Source organism: Phenylobacterium terrae, from assembly GCF_042681205.1.
GTDB classification, from domain to species: domain Bacteria; phylum Pseudomonadota; class Alphaproteobacteria; order Caulobacterales; family Caulobacteraceae; genus Phenylobacterium; species Phenylobacterium terrae.
Map to the genome: position 1 here is coordinate 189,555 of NZ_JBHUEY010000001.1, position 16,658 is coordinate 206,212.

Sequence of the window (16,658 nt, forward strand, 5' to 3'; positions counted from 1 at the left end):
CTCAACAGGACCGCGCGGCCAAGGTTCCCGCCCCCAGGGAACGGCCTGACCCGCGGCCTGTTGATCCCTGAAGAGGAGACCCGAAATCATGGCCAAGGTCGAAGGGACGAGAACCGACGAGACCGCCCAGCCCTCCAGTCAGAGGACCGGGCCCGAGAAGTGGATGCTGGCGGTGGTGGCGATCGTCGCGCTGGCGGTGCTGGGCGCGCTGTTAGCGCTCGCCGGCGGGGGCTAGGGCGCCCGACGCCAGGTTGAGCGTCAGCTCGCACACCAGCCCGTCGGGCCGCCAGTCGAAGCGGGCCGAGCCCTGCAGCCCGCCGCCGACGGCGCGCTCCACGACGGTCATGCCGAGGCCCCGGCCGGCCGGCTGAGCGACCGGAGGGCCGCCGCGCTCGATCCAGACCAGCTTCAGCGGCTCGCGCTCCCCGCCGCCGCGCCAGGCGACCTCCACCTGCCCCTGCGGCGCCGACAGGGCGCCGTACTTGGCCGCGTTGGTGGCCAGCTCGTGCATGGCCATGGCCACCGACTGGGCGGCCTGGGGACGCAGGGCGATGGTCGGGCCGCTCAGCTTGATGCGCCGGCCCTGCCCCAGCTCGAACGGCCGCAGTTCCTCCTCGACCAGCTTGCGCAGGTCCGCGCCTTCCCAGCGCGCCTGGGCCAGCAGCTGGTGGGCGTGGGCCAGGGCGGAGATGCGGCCGGTGAGGATCTCCTTCAGCGCCTTGGCGCTGGGGGCGCGGGTCAGCGCGACCGTCGCCTGGACCACGGTCAGCAGATTGTTGGCCCGGTGGTCGACCTCCCGGGCCAGCAGCTTCAGCCGCTCCTCGGCCTCCTTGCGCTCGGTGATGTCGATGATCACGCCGATGGCGCCCAGCGGGGCGCCGGCCGCATTGAACGAGATCTCGGCCCGCAGCAGCAGCCAGCGCAGCTCGCCGTTCGGCCAGATGAAGCGGAACTCGATCTCGAAGAACCGGTCGCCTCGCGCCAGGGCGTTCTGGACCTCGGCCCGGATGCGGTCGAGTTCGCCGGGCGCATAGCGGGCGCGGATGTCGTCGAGCGTGGGCCGCGCATCGTCGGGGAAGCCCAGGACGCGGTTGAGCTCGGGCGTGCGGACGAAGTCCTCGCTTTCGGCGTCGATGCTCCAGACGGCCATCCGGCCGGCGTCGATGGCCAGCGTCAGGCGCGCGCGCGAGCGGCGCAGCTCGTCCTCGACGCGCTTCTGCTCGGTGACATCCTCGAAGGTCCCGACGTAGCGGACCGCCTTGGGGCCGTCGGGTCCTTCGGCGAAGATCGCCACGCCGTGCGCCTTGACCCAGCGGACCTCGCCGTCGGGCCGCACGATGCGGTACTCGTACGAGCTGTCGTCGCGGATGGCCGGATCGAGGGCGCGCCGCACCTGTTCGACGGTGCGCGGGTAGTCCTGCCGATGGGTGACGGCGGCGATGATCTCGTGGGTCACCGGCTGGCCCAGCGGCAGGCCGCAGATCGCCTTGGCGCGGTCGGAGTAGACGATCTCGCCGGTGGCGATGTCCCAGTCCCAGACGCCGATACGGGCGGCGGCGGCGGCCAGCGCCAGGCGGCCCTCGGATTCCTTCAGCGCGGCGTCCTCGGAGCGGCGGCCGGTGATGTCCTCCTGGACGCACAGCCAGTGGACGGCGCCGTTCACCTTCACCACCGAGATGCGGGCCCGGGTGTAGAACTCGCCGCCGGTCTTGCGGCGGTTGCGCCGCTCGCCGCGCCACTCGCCGCTGGAGGCCAGGGTGGCGATCACCTCGCCCACGAGGCGGGCGTTCTCCTCGGGCGGATAGGCGTGCTGCACGGAGACGTGCTGGCCGACCAGCTCGCCCGGCGCGTAGCCGTACATCCGGTCCTCGGCCGGGTTGGTGTAGACGATGACGCCGTCGGGCGTCGCGAGGCTCACACCCTCGCTCATGCTCTCCAGCAACGTGCGGCAGAGCTGATCGTCGAGGTTCAGAGGCGCGATCGCGTTCATCGGGCCTGCGGCGTCATGGTGTCCCCTCATGCCCCCGCAAGTTTGATAGCGAAGGCTGGCCGGGGGCGCCAGCACACACGTCCGTGCAAGGTGCAATCTACGCGTGAATCCATTTCGCCTCGGCCGCGTTCAGGTCACCGACCACCAGGAGTCGTCCTCGATGCCGACGAGCGAGCTGTCCCGCTACTGCGCCTACCCCGCCCACGATGGGGCGCACGGACATGAGGTCGAGGCGGAGGGGTTCGCCGCGGCGGCGCTGAGCTTCGTCCAGGTCTGGCATCCGGCGCCGGACGACGGCGACGAGGTGACGGTGATCGTTCGCGACCAGGCCAGCGGCGAGCAGCAGTGCTTCGTGGTGGACCTGGGCGCCGGCGCGCTGGAGCCCTGTGACTCGGGATCGCATCGCCCGCGGGCGACCGCCGCCGCCGGCTGAGCCTGTCCCGGGCGGCAGGCGCCGACCCTGGCGTCCGATCGGCGGCCCCGGATGCCGGCGACGTGGCCCGGCTAGGCGCCTGGTTCAGCGAGTGACATCCTCTGGATGAGCTCGGAGGCGATGAGCATGCGCAGGCTGGGGCCCGTAGCGGCGGCGGTGGCGATGGCGTGGTCCGCGGCTGCGGCGGCGCAGCCGCTGGGACCGGGACTGGACGGGCTGCAGGCGGCCAGACCAGGCGCGGCCTTCCTGGTCGAGCCGATCGCGGAGAGGACGGTCGCCGCCCTGCCCCAGGCGCCGCTCTACTGGCGGGTGGAGAGCTATCCGTCGCTGGAGCAGGCGCGGGCGGCGGCGGGCGAGCTGTCGCTGGCGGCGGAGGCCTGGGGGCAAGCCTGGCTGTTCACGCTGGGGCCGGCGGGCGGCTCGAGCCCCGGCGGGCGCAAGCTGGCCGAGGTGGGGCCGGTCCCCGTTCCGCCGGCCTCGCGCTACCTGCTCCGGGTCAACCGCGCAGGCGGCCCGCCCGGCGCGGCCACGCCGGTCCACACCCACCCGGGCTCCGAGGCCTTCTACGTGCTGAAGGGCCAGCTGACGCAGAAGACGCCGCACGGGATCGCGCGGCTGGAGGCCGGCGCGGCGATGAACGGCCATGAGCCCGGGATGACGATGCAGCTCGTCAGCACCGGCCGCGAGGACCTGGAGCAGCTGGTGATGTTCGTCGTGGACGCCGACCGGCCGTTCTCCAGCCCGGCGACGTTCGACTAGTCCGCCGACGGCAGACCGAGCGCCGCCCGAAGCTCGTCCAGGTTGGCGTACCGCGTCCTGGCCCGCGCCTTCTCGCAGACGAGGCGCTGTTCGCGCGGGTCGATCCCCGTCCACTCGCCCTCGCCTTGGGCCCAGGCCGGCGTCTCCAGCGCGCCGCCGGCGGTGCGGATCGCCATCCGGACGAGACGCGACCGGTCGCCGGCGCAGTCGGTTTCCTTCCAGTGGCGCATCTCGTCGGGCAGCTCCAACCCCGCCAGCTCGGCGGGCGCGCGCTGGACCGTCACCACCTCGTAGCGCGCGAGCGAGCCGGTGGTCTCCACGGTGGCCAAGTCGACGGCCGCGATGTTGTCGTCCTCCGCGTAGAGAACCGCAAAGGGCGCACCCCAGGCCGGAGCGCCGACCGCGGCCATGGCCGCCAGGAGGATCAGTGAAAGCTTCCGCATCGGCCCTGCCTACAGGACGCTCGGGCCGGCGGAGATAACCATTTCGTCGCGCCGCCCGGACGCAACGGCCCTGACAGCGGACGGCGGAAGGGGCGCCGCGGCGGGCGCCCCTTCCTCCTCGCCCGCGCGGGATCAGACGAAGTTGACGTAGCTGGCGAAGTTGCTGGTCAGATCGACGCCGACCACGGTGATGCTGCCGCCCGCCCAGCTGACGACCGTGTCGGAACCGACCACGGCGACGTCCAGGAAGTCGTCCCAGTTGTCGGCGGTCAGGCCGGCGAACTCCAGCTTGTCGCCGGTGTTCCAGTCGCTGATGACGTCCACACCCTCGCCTTCGAATTCGTAGGTGGTGATGGTGGCTTCGACGTCGCCGGCGACGAACTGCTGGGTGAAGTCCCGGGCCTTGCCGTTCCAGTTCACCGCCAGCGCCCCGCCCTGGTCGTCGCCCCAGTCGCCGCCGAGGCTGTTCACCCAGGCGGTCCACTCGGCGTAGGCGTTGTTCCAGGCGTTGAGGTTCGCCTGCTGGGCCGGATTCTCGGCGTACTCGAAGAACTTCAGCGTCTGGGTGTTGGCCTTCAGGCCGAAGGTGAACCGGAAGGTGTCGTTGCCGGCGCCGCCCGACAGGCCGTCGTCGCCCGCGCCGCCGACCAGCAGGTCGTTGCCCGCGCCGCCGGAAAGGGCGTCATCGCCGTCCTCGCCGTAGATCTCGTCGTTGCCGTAGCCGCCGGCGATGTCGTCGTCGCCGCCGCCGCCGTAGATCTCGTCGTTGTCGGGATAGTTGCTGTTGCCCGGCGGCTTGGCGACCGGCGTGTCGGGTCCGCCGACGATCACGTCGTCGCCTTCGCCGCCGGTGATGAGGTCGTTGCCGGCCAGCCCGTTGATGATGTCGTTCTCGTCGCCGCCGGTCAGCACCTCGACGCCGTTGTTGTGGGTTCCGTTGATGATCACGTCATGCCCCCCGGGCGGGACAGGCCCAGCCCGTTGCTTTGCTTAAGTTTTCACGCCGATGGGCGCTTGAGCGCACAAAGAACCGCGATCACCGGGGGCGCCATTATGGGGCGCTTATGGTTCGGTTTACCCTCTTCCACCACGCCTAGTTGTGCGGTGGAGAAGATCTTCGCCGCAGAGACTCATCGGGCCCGAACCCAAATTGGGTTCTTCGTCGGCGTCAGCATTCGTGGCCCTCAAGGAAGGTTAGAAAAAATTCCCTGGGTAGAATGACGGCCGCCTTTCCAGCGCACAGATGCGCCCACTCGCCCTATTCGCAAGATCCATGCGCTAATTGTTGCAACAAGAGGGAAACATCTGATCTTGGCCGTCAGCATGTATTCGCGCGCGCCGCGACGGATGAGCAGACCTTTTCTACCCATTTCGTGAATATTCGCGTGGGAGGCGAGTGCGCTATTCTAGCACTGCGCGAGCCCGACGCAGGAGCAATTCCTCCGAGTTGAGAATCGCGCCGCGACCTCCTGATCGGCGGCCGGCGTTCGAAAGCCACCCGGCTGCACGGAAATTCCACATCGACCGCATCAGGGCCCGACGCCGCCGGGATAGGTGTCGGACATCTCGTCGAAGGAGCGGAGCGATGGACCAGCGAGCCTCGAACGGCCCGGGCGCGCGGCGCGGGCGGATCTGGCGGATGGCGGCGTGGGGGTGCGCGGGCGGCGCGTTGCTGGCGCCGCTGGCCTTGCGGGCGCCCTGGACGCTGTCGGACTACGTCACCCTGGCCGTCCTGCTCGGCGGCGCGGGGCTGGTCGTGGAGCTGGCGGTGCGGGCGTCCGGCGACCTCGCCTACCGGGCCGGCGCCGCGGTGGCGGTCGCGGCCGCCGCCCTGCTCTTCCTGGTCAATGGCGCGGTCGGCTTCCTGGGGAGCGAGGACAATCCCGCGAACCTGATCTTCTTCGGCGTCATCGCCGTCGCGGTCCTGGGGTCGGCGATGGCCGGCTTCCGGGCGGGCGGGATGGCGCGGGCGATGTTCGCGACGGCGGCCGTGCAGGTGCTGGTCGGGGCCGCCGCGCTGGCCGCGGGCCTGGGTTCGCCCGGCGACGACGGGCTCTACGAGACGGTGATGGGCACGAGCCTCTTCTCGGCGCTGTGGCTGGCCTCGGCCGCGCTGTTCCGCAGGTCGGCCGGCCTCAGAAGAGCGGCCTGAGGAGCATCTCGGCCCCGAGGAGCAGGAGGCCGACCAGGAACCAGCGCCGGAAGGCGGCGGGGCTGACGCGGCGGCGGATCTCCTGGCCCAGCCACATGCCGGCCAGCGCGGGCAGAACGGCGAACGTCGAGACGGCGAGGTCCCCGACCTGATAGGCGCCGCGCACGGCGAGCGCGCCGGCCAGGGCCAGGGTCGAGACGGTGAACGACAGGCCGAGCGCCTGCACCAGATCGTCCTTCTCCAGGTCGAGGGCCTGCAGGTAGGGGACGGCCGGGACGACGAACACGCCCGTGGCGCCGGTGACCAGCCCGGTGGCCAGGCCGACGATGGGCGAGGCCCAGCGCTCGAGCCTGGCCGGCGCCCGCGGCTGGCGGCCGAGCAGCGACCAGGCGGCGTAGGCCACGAGGGTCGCGCCGAGCGCGGCCGTCGAGGCGCCGGTGTCGCCGCTCGCGAGCAGCGAGGCGCCGGCGAACGTGCCGGCGACGATCCCCGCCATCATCGGCCAGAGCCGGCGCGCCAGGCCGGCGAAGGCCGGGCCGGCCAGCAGCTGCCACAGGTTGGTGACGAAGGAAGGGACGATCAGCAACGCCGCCGCGGCGGCGGGCGAGACCAGCGAGCCGAGCACCGCCATCGCGAAGGTCGGCAGCCCCATGCCCGTGACCCCCTTCACCAGGCCGGCGAAGAGGAAGGTGGCCGCGGCGGCCAGGATCAACCCAGGGGTCAGCAGGTCGGCCATGCCGCATCTGGGCCCTGCCGGCGCGGGCGGGCAATTCGCGATGGGCGCACCGAGCCTGCGCCGGCGGCGAAGGCCGGCGTCACGATTGAGGCGACATCGTCCCAACTCCGCCACGAGTTCGCCCGGGACTCACCGGACCGCTCAAGCCGGCAACAGTGGAGGTGTCGCCGTGTCTGATGCGACCTACGTTTCGTTCGTGCCGCGATCCAAGCGGAGCCGCCTGCGCCAGATCCTGACGAGCGAAGACACCGGTCCGGTCCGCTGGACCGAGAAGCGCGGGCTGTTCGTGAGCGAGTTCAGCTTCTCCGGCCCGTCGGTCATCGTCCGCAAGGTCCACGCCCACGTCACCTCCTGGGTGGCGAGGGACTGAGGCGGCGCGACCCCGCCCCTCCCGCCCAGCGGGAGAGGCGGACGCGACGATCTGCGGCTATCTGGCCGCGGCGGTCGCGCCGCGGGCGGTGACGGCGACGGTGCGGCCCTCGCGTTCGGCGATGCGCCGGTAGGTGGCCAGCGCCTGCCCCACGACCTGGTCCATGTTGTAGTAGCGGTAGGTCGCCAGGCGACCGACGAAGGTCACCTCGGGGGTGTCGAGCGCCAGGGCCTCATAGCGCTTGTAGAGGGCCTGGTTCTCGGGGCGGGGCACCGGGTAGTAGGGATCGCCTTCGGCCGCCGGGTACTCGTAGGTGATGGTGGTCCGCGGGCAGACCTGGCCGGTCATGTGCTTGTATTCGCTGATCCGGGTGTAGGGCACCGACTCGTCCGGGTAGTTCACCGTCCCGACGGACTGGAACCACGGCTGGTCCAGGGTCTCGTGGCGGAACTTCAGGCTGCGGTAGGGCAGCGGGCCGTAGCGGTGGCCGAAGTACTCGTCCACGGGCCCGGTGTAGATCAGCCGATCGTAGGCCGCTTCGGCGCTGACGTCGTCGAAGTCCACGCCGGTCTCGATGGTGATCAGCGGGTGGTCGAGCATGTTCTCGAACATCCGGGTGTAGCCGTCGGCCGGCATCGCCTGGAACTTGTCGGTGAAGTAGCGGTCGTCGGTGTTGGTGCGGGTGGGCACCCGGGCGGTCACCGACTTGTCGAGCTCGGAGGGGTCCATCGCCCACTGCTTGCGGGTGTAGCCGCGGAAGAAGGTCTCGTAGAGCTCGCGGCCGACCTTGGAGACGACCACGTCCTCGCTGGTGCGGATCTTCTCCACCGGCTCGGCGCGGCTTTCCAGGAAGGCCTCGGCGTCCTCGTCGGTCTGCAGGTCCAGGCCATAGAGGGCGTTCAGCGTCGTGCGGTTGATCGGCATCGGCACCAGCAGGCCGTCCCGCACCGAGGCGAGCACGCGGTGCTCGTACGGCCGCCAGCGGGTGAAGTGGGAGAGGTAGCTCGCCACGTCGTCGGAGTTGGTGTGGAAGATGTGCGGGCCGTAGCGGTGCATCAGCACCCCGGCGGCGTCCTTCTCGTCGTAGGCGTTGCCGCCGATGTGGCCCCGGCGGTCGATCAGCAGGACGCGCTTGCCCAGGCCGCTGGCCAGCCTCTCGGCGAGCACCGAGCCGGCGTAGCCGGCGCCGACGATCAGGTAGTCGAAGGGCCGCCGCCGCGAGGCCGGCCGCACCACCGGAGCGGGAATGGTCTTGGCCAGGACGGCGCCGGCCTCGGCCTCGCTGCGGGCCATGGCCTCGCCGATCAGCTGGTCCATCCGCTGGAAGGTCTCGTCCCAGGAGAGCTCGGCGAGCGTCCGGTCGACCTCGGCGAGCCAGGCCCCGCCGGAGCGGGCGAGCGCCAGGGCCTGGTCGCAGGCGGAGACGAAGTCGTCGGCCGTGGCCGCGATCTTCACCCCATCCAGGTCCCCGTAGTGGCGGCAGACGTCGACGATCGGCGTGGAGACCACCGGGCGGCCGCCCGCCAGGTATTCCGGCGTCTTGGTCGGGCTGATGAAGCGGGTGGACTCATTAATGGCGAAGGGCATCAGCGCGACGTCCCAGCCGGAGAGGTAGCGGGGCAGGTCCTCGTAGCCCTTGCCGCCGAGGTAGTGGAGGTTGTCGCGCCGCGGCAGGTCGGCCGGATCGATCTTCACCACCGGCCCGACGATCGCCAGGCTCCAGTCGGGGCGGGCGTCGGCGACCGCGGCCAGCAGGTCGAGGTCCATCCGTTCGTCGACCACGCCATAGAAGCCGAAGCGGGGGCGCGGCAGACCGGCCTGGTCCTGCGGATCCTCCTGGGCCTCGCGCGCCTTGGCGAAGTGGGCGCGGTCGACGCTGGAGGGGAACGGGTGGATGTTCGGGTGCCGGTCGCGCTTGGCCTCGTAGAGGCTGTAGCCGCCGGTGAAGACGACGTCGGCGATGCGGAACAGCTCGCGTTCGCGGCCGGCCAGCTCCGGCGGGGCGAACTTGAAGTTCGCCAGTTCGTCCATGCAGTCGTAGACGGTGCAGGCCGCGTCCAGGTGGCGCGAGAAGCCCAGCATCATCGGCGTGTAGTACCAGCGGATCAGGTCGCCGGGGTGGGCGGCCAGCAGGTTGTCGAGCAGCCGCTGCTGGGCCGCTTCCCGCTCCGGCGCCGTCAGGCCGTCCGGCAGCACCGGGGTGGCGACCACCACGCCGCTTTGCGGGCAGGTGTGGACGTCCAGGCTCGGAACCGGTTCGGTCCCGGCCACCGGCTCCTCCCAGAAGATCACGCGGCGACCATCCTGCGCGAAGCGGGTCATCAGGTGCTGCGGCCTCTGGAAGACGAAATTCCACCGCAGATGGGAGAAGCAGATCAGAGTCTGACGACCTCGGCCACGCGCAGAGGTTTGCGTTTTCCACGGCGCAGCGCCATTGGCGCCTGGACCCCATTGCGTGCTCAAGGCCGGATTCCTCTTGGACTAAGTTGGACGACGACGCGCCTCACCAACGTCTCGGCGCAAACTCGGGTTCCCGAAGTTCTTGCCGTTTCCGGAGGAAAATCGGGCGCTTAACTCATTTGAGGGAGTTCATCTCAAACAGCACTACGCACGCCGGGACGATCACCTCCTTCTATTTCAGCCATCCGCGGCTGATCTTGGGCGCCTGAAGCACTTTCGGCGCGCGCCGCCCGCCCATAGCGCTGGTTCGAATGCCAGCGGGCGGCGTCGCGGACGATCTGATCGAGGGACGAGCAGGCCGGGCTCCAGCCGAGCAGGTCGCGAGCCCGGGACGGGTCGGCGATCAGGCTGGGCGGGTCGCCCGGCCGGCGGGCGCCGACGCTGCGCGGGACCGGACGGCCGAGCGTCCGTTCCACGGCGTCGATGACCTCCAGGACCGACCAGCCGTGGCCGGTCCCGACATTGACGGCCTCGAAGCCGCCGGCGGGCAGCTCCACCGCCAGGGCGGCGACGTGGGCGGCGGCCAGGTCGACCACGTGGATGTAGTCGCGCAGGCAGGCGCCGTCGGGCGTCGGGAAGTCCTGGCCGAACACCGTCAGCGGCTTGCCGAAGCCGAGGCCGGCGGCGATGGCCAGGGGGATCAGGTGGGTCTCCGGGTCGTGCGCCTCGCCGATCAGGCCGGAGGGGTCGGCCCCGGCGGCGTTGAAGTAGCGCAGCGCCACGGCCGAGAGACCGAAGGCGCGGCAGTAGGCCTCGATCATCCGCTCGCAGGCGAGCTTGGTGTCGCCGTAGGGGCTGGTGGGCGCGGTCGGCAGGCCCTCGGCGAGCAGGTCGCGGGCCGCAAGCCCCTCGGGCTGGCCGTAGACCGCCGCGCTGGAGGAGAACACCAGCCGCTCGACGCCGCAGTCCCTGATGGCGTCCAGCAGGCTGGCCGTGCCGCGGACGTTGACGTCCCAGAACAGGTCCGGGCGCACGACCGAGCGGCCGACCTCGATCAGGCTGGCGAAGTGGATGACCTGGCGCACCCCGTGCGCCTCGATGGCCTCGCGCAGCGCCCGGCCGTCGCGGATGTCGCCGTGGACGAACTCGCCCCAGCGGACCGCCTCACGGAAGCCCGAGCTCAGATTGTCGAACACGATGGGACGAAAGCCCTGCTCGGCCAAAGACTTGGCCGTATGCGCACCGATGTAGCCGCCCCCCCCGGTGACAAGCACCGCGCCCCTCGAAGCTTGTTCCATGCGGGATAAATTCCTACGCCAAAGCCTCGGTTCCAGTGTCGGGCGGCCGACAGCGAAGCTTAGCAAATGACGGTTTCGGAACGAATTTTCACGCCCCAATCTTAAGGTGCTCTGCAGAGGCTGCGGGAGGCCGACGGGATCCGATGTCCGAACTCGAGCTCTGGGGCGGTCACGAGTGCACGGTGAACCGCGTACGCGGGACCTATTACGACCAGACCCGCCGCAGCGGCCACCACGACCGGATCTCCGACCTGGACCTGTTCGCAAGCCTCGGCGTCAAGGCGCTGCGCTATCCGGTGCTGTGGGAGCGGGTCTCGCCGGAGCGCGGCCGCTTCGACTGGTCCTGGACCGACGAGCGGCTGAACCGGCTGCGCGAATTGAACGTGCGGCCGATCGCCGGGCTCGTGCACCACGGCAGCGGGCCCAAGCGGACCAGTCTGGTGGACGAGGGCTTCGCCACCGGCCTGGCCGAGTACGCCCGGGCGGTCGCCGAGCGCTATCCGTGGATCGGCGACTGGACGCCGGTCAACGAGCCGCTGACCACCGCCCGCTTCTCCTGCCTCTACGGCCACTGGTACCCGCACCTGGCGGACGAGAGCTTCTTCTGGTCGGCGCTGGTCAACCAGGTGGACGCGGTGCGCCTGGCGATGCGCGAGATCCGCGCGGTGAACCCGAAGGCGCGGCTGATCCAGACCGAGGACCTGGGGCGGACCTACTCGACGCGGGCCGTCGCCGACCAGGCCCAGTTCGACAACACCCGCCGCTGGATGACCTGGGACCTGCTGTGCGGGAAGGTCACGCCGGACCATCCGTTCTGGCGGCGGCTGTGCGGCTTCGGCCTGCAGGCCAGGCTCGAGGCGCTGGCGGCCGATCCCTGCCCGCCCGACGTGATCGGGGTGAACCACTACCTGACCAGCGACCGCTTCCTCGACCACCACTGCGAGAACTATCCGCCGGAGCGCTGCGGCGGGAACGGCCGGATGGCCTACGCCGACGTGGAGGCGGTGCGCGTCGCCCTGCCCGGCCCCGGCGGCCTGGAGGGGGCGCTGGAGGAGGCCTGGACCCGCTACGGCCTGCCGCTGGCGGTGACCGAGGCGCACAACGGCTGCACCCGCGAGGAGCAGGTGCGCTGGCTGCGCGAGGCCTGGGACGCGGCGCTGCGGCTGCGCGACCGCGGCGCGCCGATCGAGGCGGTGACCGCCTGGGCGCTGCTCGGCTCCTACGACTGGAACAGCCTGCTGACCCGACGGATCGGCCACTACGAGCCGGGCGTGTTCGACCTGCGCGGCGGCGAGCCGCGGCCGACCGCGGCGGCGGCCTTCCTGAAGAGCCTGACCGACCCCACCGTCGCGCGGCACCCGGTCGCCGACGGCCCCGGCTGGTGGCGGCGCGACATCCGCCTGGAGTTCCAACCGGTGTTCCGGACCATGGAGACGCCCGAGCCGCGGAGCGAGTGGCGGGCGCCGACCTCGCCGGCCCGGCCGCTGCTGATCACCGGCGCGACGGGCACGCTGGGCAAGGCGATCGCCCGGGCCTGCGAGTGGCGCGGCATCGACTATGTGCTGACCAGCCGGGCGCAGCTGGACCTGGGCGATGCGGCCTCGGTGGCCGAGGCGCTGAGGACCTACCGGCCCTGGGCGGTGGTCAACGCCGCCGGCTGGGTGCGGGTCGACGAGGCCGAGACCGAGTGCGACGGCTGCATGGAGGCCAACACCGCCGGCGCGGTGCGGCTGGCGCAGGCCTGCGAGGCGGCGGGCGTCGCCTTCGTCGGCTTCTCCTCGGATCTGGTGTTCGACGGCCGGCTGGGCCGCCCGTACGTGGAGAGCGACGCGCCCTCCCCGCTCAACGTCTACGGCCGCAGCAAGGCCGAGGCGGAGGCGGCGGTGCTGGCGGCGAGCGAGCGCGCGCTGATGGTCCGCACGGCGGCCTTCTTCTCCCCCTACGACCCCTACAACTTCGCCGCCCACGTGCTGCGGGCGCTGAAGAGCGGCCAGGAGGTCCTGGCGGCCAGCGACCTGATCGTCTCGCCGACCTATGTGCCGGACCTGGTGGAGACCGTCCTGGACCTGGCCATCGACGGCGCGGCCGGCCTCTGGCACCTGGCCAACGAGGGGGCCGTCTCCTGGGCCGAGTTCGGCCAGCTGATCGCCGCCACCCTGGACATGGACGTGGACCTGGTGCGGGGCGCCCCGGCGGCCGAGTTCGGCTGGGCGGCGCAGCGGCCGCCCAACGTGGCGCTGGGCACCGAACGCGGCCAACTGCTGCCGTCGCTGGAGAACGCCATCGGCCGCTACGCCGCCGTGGTCAGCTCGGCCGAGTTCGCCGGCGAGGCGGAGGCCTGGGTCGACCGCACCGTGCCGCCGCACACCGAGGTCGGCCGGCTACAGGCGCGGCGGGAACGCGCGCGGGTGGGCCGGGGTTGATCGCCTGCCAGTGAACGGAGGCGCGTGATGGCCCAGAAGAAGACCGCATCCCAGGCCCGCGAGGGCGGCAACAGCAAGAGCAGCGGCACGGGCGGCGGCAAGGGCGCGGCGTCTCGCGCCTCGGCCGATCCCGCCGGCTCCACCACCGCCAAGGGCCAGCGGCCGTCTCCCGACAGCCGGGGGCGCGGCGAGACCTCGACGGCGGACCGGGCGTAGCGCCACACGGCGATCCTACCTCCCCCGCGAAGCGGCGGGAGGTAGGGCGCCGGAGATTTAGCTGGCCAGCCCCCGCGCCGCCGCGACGACCTTCGCGGCCTTGGCGGCGGTCTCGTCGACGCTCTGGCCGGCCTTGTAGAGCTCGCCGCCGAGGCCGAAGGCGCGGGCGCCGGCGGCCCACCAGTCGGCCATGGAGTCGGGGCCGACGCCGCCGACGGCCCAGACGACGGCGTCGGGCGGCAGCACGGCCTTGAGCTGGCGCAGGTGGACGAGGCCGTAGGTGGCGGCGGGGAAGAGCTTCAGGTGCCGGGCGCCGGCTTCGTAGGCGGTGAAGGCCTCGGTGGCGGTGGCGAAGCCGGGAGCCGGGTCGAGGCCGAGCTCGAGCGCGCGGCGGATCACCGAGACCTGGGTGTTGGGCGAGACGATGATCGTACCGCCGGCGTCCTGCACGGCGTTGACGTCCTGGGGCCGCAGGACGGTGCCGGCGCCGAAAGCCATGCGGCCCTGCACGCTCTGGGAGAGGCGGCGGATGCTCTCGAACGGATCGGGAGAGTTCAGCGGCACCTCGACGCCGCGGACGCCGGCCGCGTAGAGCGCCTCGGCGTGGGCGACCACCTCGTCGGGACGGACGCCGCGGACGATGGCCACCACCGGACATTCGGCCAGCGCTTGCTCGAGCCTCATCGGACGCTCTCCAGTTGGGCCAGGTCGAAGAGGCCGGCGACGGCCGCCGCCTCGCCGTCGTGCTCGCTGACGCGGCAGCCGCGGGCGCTCAGCGCCCGGGCGTACCAGCGGGTGAGCTTGGGATCGCCCAGCAGCGCCACCGGCTCGTCCGCGCCGACCCCGAGCAGGGCCGGCAGGCTGGCCGCCTCGGCGCCGATCAAGAGGCCCGAGAGGTAGGCGGGCGTGCTCTCAGCCGGCGCCCCCTGCCCGACCACGCGCGAGCGGGCGGTGAACAGGCGGGCGGCCAGGCCCCCGCCGTCGCCGGCGGCGGCGCAGCCGGCGTCGAAGGCGGCCGGATCGTCGGGGGAGGCGTCGCTCTTCAGCACGCTGTGCCGGCCAAGCACCGCGAACAGCTCGCCGGTCATGGCGGTGACGAAGCGGACGATGCGGCCGTCCTCGATGAGGATCCACTTGGCGTGGGTGCCGGGATGGCAGACCACCTGCCGGCCGCGGCGGCGGGCGGGGTCGGCCGCGAGCCAGCCGAACACCTGCACCTCCTCGCCGCGCATCACGTCGGGCGCGCCGGCGATCCCTTCGCAGCGCAGGCCGGGGGCGATGCGCACGCCGGGCTCGACCTCGACCATGGCGCGGCGGAGCTCCTCGGCCGCGGCCGGACAGTCGAGGTAGGGCACGACCGTCCAGCCGAGGTTGGAGCCGATCATCCCGCAGAGCACCGCCGGCAGCCCGTCGGCCTGGAGCGCAGGCCGGACCTCCTCGGCGAAGCGGCGGGCCGCCTCGCCCGGCGCGAGCTTCGAGACGCCCAGCGGAAAGTCGCGGTCGCCGATGACCTGGCCCTCGGCGTCGAGGGTCCAGGCGCGCAGGTTCGTCGTGCCCCAGTCGCAGGCGAGCAGGGCCGGCGCGCCCATCAGTGGGACTCCCGGGTCACGTCGGCGCTCGACTTGCCGACCAGGAAGGACAGGTCCGCGCCCTGGTCGGCCTGCAGGACCGTGTCGATGTAGAGCCGGTACCAGCCGCGGGTGAAGTTGGAGGGCTCGCGGCTCGCCTCCCACTCGGCCCGGCGGCGGGCGAGCTCGGCCTCGTCGACCAGCAGCTCGAGGCGCCGGTTCGGACCGTCGAATTCGATCGTATCGCCGGTCTTCACCAGGGCCAGCGGGCCGCCGGCCTCGGACTCCGGGGAGACGTGCAGGATCACGGTGCCGTAGGCGGTGCCGCTCATCCGCGCGTCGGAGATGCGGACCATGTCGCGCACGCCCCTGGCCAGCAGCTTGGGCGGCAGGGCCATGTTCCCGACCTCCGGCATGCCGGGATAGCCCTTGGGCCCGCAGCCCTTGAGCACCAGGATCGAGGTCTCGTCGACCGGCAGGTCGGGATCGTCGATGCGGGCCTTGTAGTCCTCGATGTCCTCGAAGACGACTGCCCGGGCGCGGTGGGTGAGCAGCTCGGGGCTGGCGGCGCTGGGCTTCAGGATGGCCCCGTTCGGGCAGAGGTTGCCGTGCAGCACCCAGACGCCGGACGAGGGACCGATGGGCTCGGCCATCGTGCCGATGACCTCGCGGTTCCAGACCTGCGCCTGGTCGGCGATCTCGCCCTGGGTGTGGCCGGAGACGGTCAGCGCCTCGCGGCGCAGGACGGGGCCCATCTCCTTGAGCACCGCCGGCACGCCGCCGGCGTAGCAGAAGTCCTCCATCAGGTACTTGCCGGACGGCATCAGGTTGACCAGCAGGGGAACCTCGCGGCCCAGGCGGTCGAAGTCCTCCAGGGTGAGGTCGATCCCGACCCGGCCGGCCAGGGCCAGCAGGTGGACCACCGCGTTGGTGGAGCCGCCGATGGCGGCGTGGACCAGGATGGCGTTCTCGAAGGCCTCGCGGGTGAGGATCTGCGACGGCTTGATGTCCTGCTCGACCAGTTCGACCATCCGCCTGCCGGTCAGGTGGGCCAGCGCCTTGCGGCGGGAATCGACGCCCGGCAGGGCGGCGTTCTGGGGCAGGCTCATGCCCAGCGCCTCGATGAGGCTGGCCATCGTCGAGGCCGTGCCCATGGTGTTGCAGGTGCCGTGGCTGCGGCTCATCGAGCTCTCGGCGCCGAGGAACTCCTTGAGGGTCATCTCGCCGGCCCGCACGGCCTCGGAGAAGCGCCACACGTCGGTGCCCGAACCAATGTCGCGGCCCTCGTACTTGCCGTTCAGCATTGGGCCGGAGGAGACCACCATCGTCGGCAGGTCGACGCTGGCCGCGCCCATCAGCTGGCCCGGCGTGGTCTTGTCGCAGCCGCCCAGCAGCACGACCCCGTCGATGGGGTTGGCCCGGATGCTCTCCTCCACCTCCATGGCCAGCAGGTTGCGGAACAGCATGGCCGTGGGCCGCATCTGGGTCTCGGGCAGGCTCATGGCCGGGAACTCGATGGGCACGCCGCCCGCCTCCCAGACGCCGCGCTTCACGTGTTCGGCCAGGTCCCGCAGGTGGAACTGGCAGGTGACCAGCTCGGACCAGGTGTTGCAGATGCCGATGATGGGGCGCCCGTCGAAGACGTGGTCGGGCAAGCCGGTGCCCTTGATCCAGCTCCTGTGGATGAACCCGTCGCGGTCGAGCTTGCCGTAGCTCTTACCGCTCCGAAACGGACGTCGGCTCACGGAAGGACCCCCGAGATAAAGGCTGCGCCGATGGTTAACCCGAAACGCGGCGCGCGGTTCAGCAAATTGCCGGCGAGCCAGCCCGCCGGGCGGGAGACGACGGTCTTCGGGTGGTGGGTGACAGG

General features: G+C 71.6%; 16 protein-coding genes. 7 read left to right on the forward strand and 9 right to left on the reverse strand.

Annotated features, from left to right (window positions below; genetic code table 11):
• The first annotated feature begins 88 nt into the window (after nucleotides 1-88).
• Complete coding sequence (locus tag ACFSC0_RS00910) at nucleotides 89-235, forward strand: hypothetical protein (RefSeq protein WP_377281226.1); 147 nt, start codon at nucleotides 89-91, stop codon at nucleotides 233-235.
• Here the strand turns inward: ACFSC0_RS00910 and ACFSC0_RS00915 are convergent.
• Nucleotides 212-2,020 (reverse strand): PAS domain-containing protein, encoded by a 1,809-nt coding sequence (locus ACFSC0_RS00915; RefSeq protein WP_377355029.1) that lies wholly within the window; start codon nucleotides 2,018-2,020, stop codon nucleotides 212-214. The genes ACFSC0_RS00910 and ACFSC0_RS00915 overlap by 24 nt on opposite strands.
• Nucleotides 2,021-2,093: 73 nt before the next feature.
• Between ACFSC0_RS00915 and ACFSC0_RS00920 the strand changes: the two genes are divergently transcribed.
• Nucleotides 2,094-2,423, forward strand: coding sequence for a DUF5961 family protein (locus ACFSC0_RS00920; RefSeq protein WP_377355030.1), 330 nt, complete (start codon nucleotides 2,094-2,096; stop codon nucleotides 2,421-2,423).
• A gap of 105 nt (nucleotides 2,424-2,528) precedes the next feature.
• Nucleotides 2,529-3,182 carry a cupin domain-containing protein gene (locus tag ACFSC0_RS00925; protein ID WP_377355031.1) on the forward strand — a complete coding sequence of 218 codons (654 nt, stop codon included), beginning with the start codon at nucleotides 2,529-2,531 and terminating at the stop codon, nucleotides 3,180-3,182.
• Here ACFSC0_RS00925 and ACFSC0_RS00930 read toward each other — a convergent pair.
• Both ACFSC0_RS00930 and ACFSC0_RS00935 read right to left on the reverse strand, forming a co-directional pair.
• The gene (locus ACFSC0_RS00930; RefSeq protein WP_377281222.1) at nucleotides 3,179-3,625 is read right to left on the reverse strand and encodes a hypothetical protein; all 447 of its coding nucleotides are present in this window, start codon (nucleotides 3,623-3,625) and stop codon (nucleotides 3,179-3,181) included. The two genes, ACFSC0_RS00925 and ACFSC0_RS00930, sit on opposite strands and share 4 nt — an antisense overlap.
• A 132-nt stretch (nucleotides 3,626-3,757) precedes the next feature.
• Complete coding sequence (locus ACFSC0_RS00935; protein ID WP_377281221.1) at nucleotides 3,758-4,573, reverse strand: calcium-binding protein; 816 nt, start codon at nucleotides 4,571-4,573, stop codon at nucleotides 3,758-3,760.
• 637 nt (nucleotides 4,574-5,210) lie between these two features.
• On the opposite strand from ACFSC0_RS00935, the gene ACFSC0_RS00940 reads away from it, so the two are divergent.
• Complete coding sequence (locus ACFSC0_RS00940) at nucleotides 5,211-5,777, forward strand: hypothetical protein (RefSeq protein ID WP_377281220.1); 567 nt, start codon at nucleotides 5,211-5,213, stop codon at nucleotides 5,775-5,777.
• On the opposite strand, the gene ACFSC0_RS00945 is transcribed toward ACFSC0_RS00940, so the two are convergent.
• Nucleotides 5,761-6,513, reverse strand: coding sequence for a sulfite exporter TauE/SafE family protein (locus ACFSC0_RS00945; protein WP_377281219.1), 753 nt, complete (start codon nucleotides 6,511-6,513; stop codon nucleotides 5,761-5,763). The two genes, ACFSC0_RS00940 and ACFSC0_RS00945, sit on opposite strands and share 17 nt — an antisense overlap.
• Nucleotides 6,514-6,682: 169 nt before the next feature.
• On the opposite strand from ACFSC0_RS00945, the gene ACFSC0_RS00950 reads away from it, so the two are divergent.
• Nucleotides 6,683-6,883, forward strand: a complete 201-nt coding sequence (locus ACFSC0_RS00950; RefSeq protein WP_377281218.1) for a hypothetical protein — start codon at nucleotides 6,683-6,685, stop codon at nucleotides 6,881-6,883.
• Nucleotides 6,884-6,940: 57 nt separating this feature from the next.
• Here the strand turns inward: ACFSC0_RS00950 and glf are convergent, their stop codons facing one another.
• Entirely contained in the window at nucleotides 6,941-9,205 is a 2,265-nt protein-coding gene (glf, locus tag ACFSC0_RS00955; protein ID WP_377281217.1) for a UDP-galactopyranose mutase, read from the reverse strand.
• Nucleotides 9,206-9,477: 272 nt separating this feature from the next.
• The gene (gene galE / locus ACFSC0_RS00960; RefSeq protein WP_377281216.1) at nucleotides 9,478-10,581 is read right to left on the reverse strand and encodes a UDP-glucose 4-epimerase GalE; all 1,104 of its coding nucleotides are present in this window, start codon (nucleotides 10,579-10,581) and stop codon (nucleotides 9,478-9,480) included.
• Between the two features lie 143 nt (nucleotides 10,582-10,724).
• On the opposite strand from galE, the gene ACFSC0_RS00965 reads away from it, so the two are divergent.
• Both ACFSC0_RS00965 and ACFSC0_RS00970 read left to right on the forward strand, forming a co-directional pair.
• A complete protein-coding gene (locus ACFSC0_RS00965; RefSeq protein WP_377281215.1) occupies nucleotides 10,725-13,004 on the forward strand; it encodes a family 1 glycosylhydrolase in 2,280 nt (759 codons plus the stop codon).
• Between the two features lie 27 nt (nucleotides 13,005-13,031).
• A complete protein-coding gene (locus tag ACFSC0_RS00970; protein WP_377281214.1) occupies nucleotides 13,032-13,220 on the forward strand; it encodes a hypothetical protein in 189 nt (62 codons plus the stop codon).
• 57 nt (nucleotides 13,221-13,277) lie between these two features.
• On the opposite strand, the gene ACFSC0_RS00975 is transcribed toward ACFSC0_RS00970, so the two are convergent.
• The 3 genes from ACFSC0_RS00975 to ACFSC0_RS00985 are packed head-to-tail and all read right to left on the reverse strand — an operon-like array spanning nucleotide 13,278 to nucleotide 16,533.
• Complete coding sequence (locus ACFSC0_RS00975) at nucleotides 13,278-13,904, reverse strand: 2-dehydro-3-deoxy-6-phosphogalactonate aldolase (RefSeq protein WP_377281213.1); 627 nt, start codon at nucleotides 13,902-13,904, stop codon at nucleotides 13,278-13,280.
• The gene (locus ACFSC0_RS00980; protein WP_377281212.1) at nucleotides 13,901-14,809 is read right to left on the reverse strand and encodes a 2-dehydro-3-deoxygalactonokinase; all 909 of its coding nucleotides are present in this window, start codon (nucleotides 14,807-14,809) and stop codon (nucleotides 13,901-13,903) included. Before ACFSC0_RS00980 ends, ACFSC0_RS00975 begins: the two co-directional genes overlap by 4 nt.
• Nucleotides 14,809-16,533, reverse strand: a complete 1,725-nt coding sequence (locus ACFSC0_RS00985) for an IlvD/Edd family dehydratase (RefSeq protein ID WP_377281211.1) — start codon at nucleotides 16,531-16,533, stop codon at nucleotides 14,809-14,811. Before ACFSC0_RS00985 ends, ACFSC0_RS00980 begins: the two co-directional genes overlap by 1 nt.
• Nucleotides 16,534-16,658: the final 125 nt, after the last annotated feature.

Coding starts and splice junctions, on each gene's coding strand:
- ACFSC0_RS00970 (WP_377281214.1), top strand. CDS start 13,032: ATGGCCCAGAAGAAGACCGCATCCCAGGCCCGCGAGGGCGGCAACAGC.
- ACFSC0_RS00915 (WP_377355029.1), bottom strand. CDS start 2,020: ATGAGGGGACACCATGACGCCGCAGGCCCGATGAACGCGATCGCGCCT.
- galE (WP_377281216.1), bottom strand. CDS start 10,581: ATGGAACAAGCTTCGAGGGGCGCGGTGCTTGTCACCGGGGGGGGCGGC.
- ACFSC0_RS00945 (WP_377281219.1), bottom strand. CDS start 6,513: ATGGCCGACCTGCTGACCCCTGGGTTGATCCTGGCCGCCGCGGCCACC.
- ACFSC0_RS00930 (WP_377281222.1), bottom strand. CDS start 3,625: ATGCGGAAGCTTTCACTGATCCTCCTGGCGGCCATGGCCGCGGTCGGC.
- glf (WP_377281217.1), bottom strand. CDS start 9,205: ATGACCCGCTTCGCGCAGGATGGTCGCCGCGTGATCTTCTGGGAGGAG.
- ACFSC0_RS00910 (WP_377281226.1), top strand. CDS start 89: ATGGCCAAGGTCGAAGGGACGAGAACCGACGAGACCGCCCAGCCCTCC.
- ACFSC0_RS00965 (WP_377281215.1), top strand. CDS start 10,725: ATGTCCGAACTCGAGCTCTGGGGCGGTCACGAGTGCACGGTGAACCGC.
- ACFSC0_RS00975 (WP_377281213.1), bottom strand. CDS start 13,904: ATGAGGCTCGAGCAAGCGCTGGCCGAATGTCCGGTGGTGGCCATCGTC.
- ACFSC0_RS00940 (WP_377281220.1), top strand. CDS start 5,211: ATGGACCAGCGAGCCTCGAACGGCCCGGGCGCGCGGCGCGGGCGGATC.
- ACFSC0_RS00980 (WP_377281212.1), bottom strand. CDS start 14,809: ATGGGCGCGCCGGCCCTGCTCGCCTGCGACTGGGGCACGACGAACCTG.
- ACFSC0_RS00925 (WP_377355031.1), top strand. CDS start 2,529: ATGAGCTCGGAGGCGATGAGCATGCGCAGGCTGGGGCCCGTAGCGGCG.